The sequence below is a fragment of the Actinomadura sp. CNU-125 genome (genome assembly GCF_001942465.1).
Taxonomy (GTDB): Bacteria; Actinomycetota; Actinomycetes; order Streptosporangiales; family Streptosporangiaceae; genus Spirillospora.
Genome location: NZ_MKJY01000459.1, coordinates 1 through 2,398, shown reverse-complemented (window position 1 = coordinate 2,398; position 2,398 = coordinate 1). Strand labels below are relative to the sequence as shown.

Annotated in this window: 1 protein-coding gene and 2 pseudogenes; all 3 read right to left on the bottom strand. The window is 72.0% G+C overall.

Annotation, left to right across the window (positions count from 1 at the left end; all coding sequences use genetic code 11):
- Window positions 1–205 (bottom strand): annotated as a pseudogene (locus BJF79_RS37580) (hypothetical protein); the annotation flags it as partial.
- Between the two features lie 93 nt (window positions 206–298).
- Complete coding sequence (locus BJF79_RS37575; protein ID WP_262403153.1) at window positions 299–1,825, bottom strand: peptidoglycan D,D-transpeptidase FtsI family protein; 1,527 nt, start codon at window positions 1,823–1,825, stop codon at window positions 299–301.
- Window positions 1,822–2,398, bottom strand: a pseudogene (locus tag BJF79_RS63535) (peptidoglycan glycosyltransferase); the annotation flags it as partial. The pseudogene BJF79_RS63535 and the gene BJF79_RS37575, both read right to left, overlap by 4 nt.

Sequence of the window (2,398 nt, the reverse complement as noted above, 5' to 3'; positions counted from 1 at the left end):
CCGCGCGGCCTGCGCGGCGAAGCGCGCCGTGTGCGCGCGCGCCCGGCGGGCGCGCGTAGACGTCGCCGGGCCGGACGGCGCGGGAGTCGTGCGTGATGCCCGTGGCGGACGTCCGCCCGAGTCCCGCAGGCGGGTCGCCGGTCTCGATCCCGAAGAGTTCCGCGAGCCCGCTCAGCGGGCGGGCCGGATTGGTGGTCGGACGCATGACGTGACTTTCGCTGGAATCGGAACGGGACTGCCGCGGCGCCGGCGACGAGGTCGGCGGCGGACTCACGGCGAGGAAGGGTACTCGCTGCGATCAGTCCGCGCGGATCCGGATCTTCGGCGGTTCGCTCCCGGTCGGCGGGATCTTCTGGGTCTGCAGCGCGAAGCCCATCACTTCCCGGAAGACCGGGGCCGCGACGTCGCCACCATAGTGGCTGCCGCGCCTGGGGTTATCCAGGACGACCTGAACGACGAGCCGCGGGTCGTCGGCCGGCGCGAACCCGGCGAACGACGCCACGTAGCCGCCGCCCTTGTAGGAGCCGGTCTCGGGGTTGATCTTCTCCGCGGTGCCGGTCTTGCCGGCGACGCGGTACCCCGCGATCTGCGCCTTGGGCGCGGTGCCCTGCTCGGTCGTGACGCCCTCCAGCATGTCGCTGATCTGCCGCGCGGTGCGGGTGCTGATCACCCGCCTGCTCTCCGGCTCGTCGGCGGGGTCGAACTCGTCGTCCTCGTTCACGGTCCCGGCGACCAGACTCGGGTCGACCCGGACGCCGCCGTTGGCGATCGTCGCGTAGACGCTGGCCATCTGCATGGCGTTCACCGACAGGCCCTGCCCGAACGCGATCGTGTACCGGTCGACGCCGGACCATTTCTCGGGCGGCCGGAGGTTCCCGGGGGTCTCGCCGGGCAGGTTCAGGCCGGTCTTCTCCCCGAACCCGAACTCGCGCAGCGTCTTGTAGAGCCGTTCCTCGCTGATCCGCTCGCTGGCGAGGATGGTCCCGACGTTGCTGGACTGGGCGAGCACCCCGGCGAAGGTGAGCTTCTCCTTCGCGTGCGGGTGCGAGTCGCCGAACACGCGGTCGTAGCGCTGGACGCGGTCCGGCACGACGAACGGGGTGGCCGGGGTGACGCCGCCGTGTTCGAGGACGGCCGCTGCCGTGGCGACCTTCCCGGTGCTGCCCGGCTCGAAGGCGTCCTGGACGATCGGGCTGCCCCACACGCTCGCGTCCGACTCGCCGTAGCTGTTCGGGTCGTATCCCGGCGCGGACGCCATCGCGAGCACCTTGCCGGTGCGCGGGTCCATGACGATCACGCTGCCGCTCTCGGCGTTGCTCGCCTTGACCTGCTCGGTGATCGCCTCCTGCGCCTTGTACTGCAGGTCCTGCAGCAGGGTGAGGCGGACGCCGCGCCCTGGGACCGGGGCCTGCTTCTGGTCCTTGCCCATCGGGATGTGCTGGCCTTCGAGGCTGAGCTCCACGCGCTGCCGTCCGTCGCGGCCCGCGAGCACGTCGTTCATCGCGGCCTCCAGCCCGGCGGCCCCCTTGCCCGAGTCGTTCACGAAACCTATGACGCTCGCGGCCAGTGAACCGTTGGGATACTCCCGCCGATACTCCGGCAAAGTTCCGATCCCGGCGAAACCCCAGTCACTGATCATGCGGGCCTTCTCGGGCCGGACCCCGTGCGCCACGTACACGAACTGGGTGTCGGTCTTGCTGACCGCCTTCATCACGTCGGCGGGATTGAGCCCGAGCGTCGGCGCCAGCGCGTTGACGATCTCCTGCCGCTTCGCCGGTTCGATGATCGACGGGTCGGCGAACACCGACCGGGCCTCCACCGTCATGGCGAACGGGTTGCCCTTCGCGTGATCTCGCCGCGCAGCGCGGGCAGCTCGATCTCCTTCACCCGCTGCCGCAGCGCCAGCTCCGCGTACCGGTCGTCGTCGATGGTCTGCAGCTGGACGAGGCGCCCGGCGAACAGCGACAGCACGAACGCCACGGCGAGGAGCCCGATGTTGAGTCGCTTCAGCGGGTCGCGGCGGTCGAACACGCCGCGGTGCCGCTGCGGGCCGCGCGGCGGACCCGAACCGCCGCCGCGCTGCCGCCGCGGCCGTCCGGGCTTCGCGCCCTTCCCCTTGCTGGGACGGGCGGGCGGGCGCCCCTGCGGGGACGCGACCCGCGTGCGCTTGCCCGCCGCGCCACCGGAGCTTTTCTTCGCGGAGCCGCTCTTGGCGGAGCCGGTCTTGGCGGATGTCGTCTTCGACGACGACGTTTTCGACGACGTCGTCTTGGACGTGCTCTTCGCCCCGTTCGTCTTCCCCGAGCCGCTCTTGCCGGACGGCTTGGCGGGGTCGGACGAGCGCGGTGCGGGCGCCGTGCCGCCGCGGGCCGGGCGGCGCGGACGCCGCGCGCGCCCG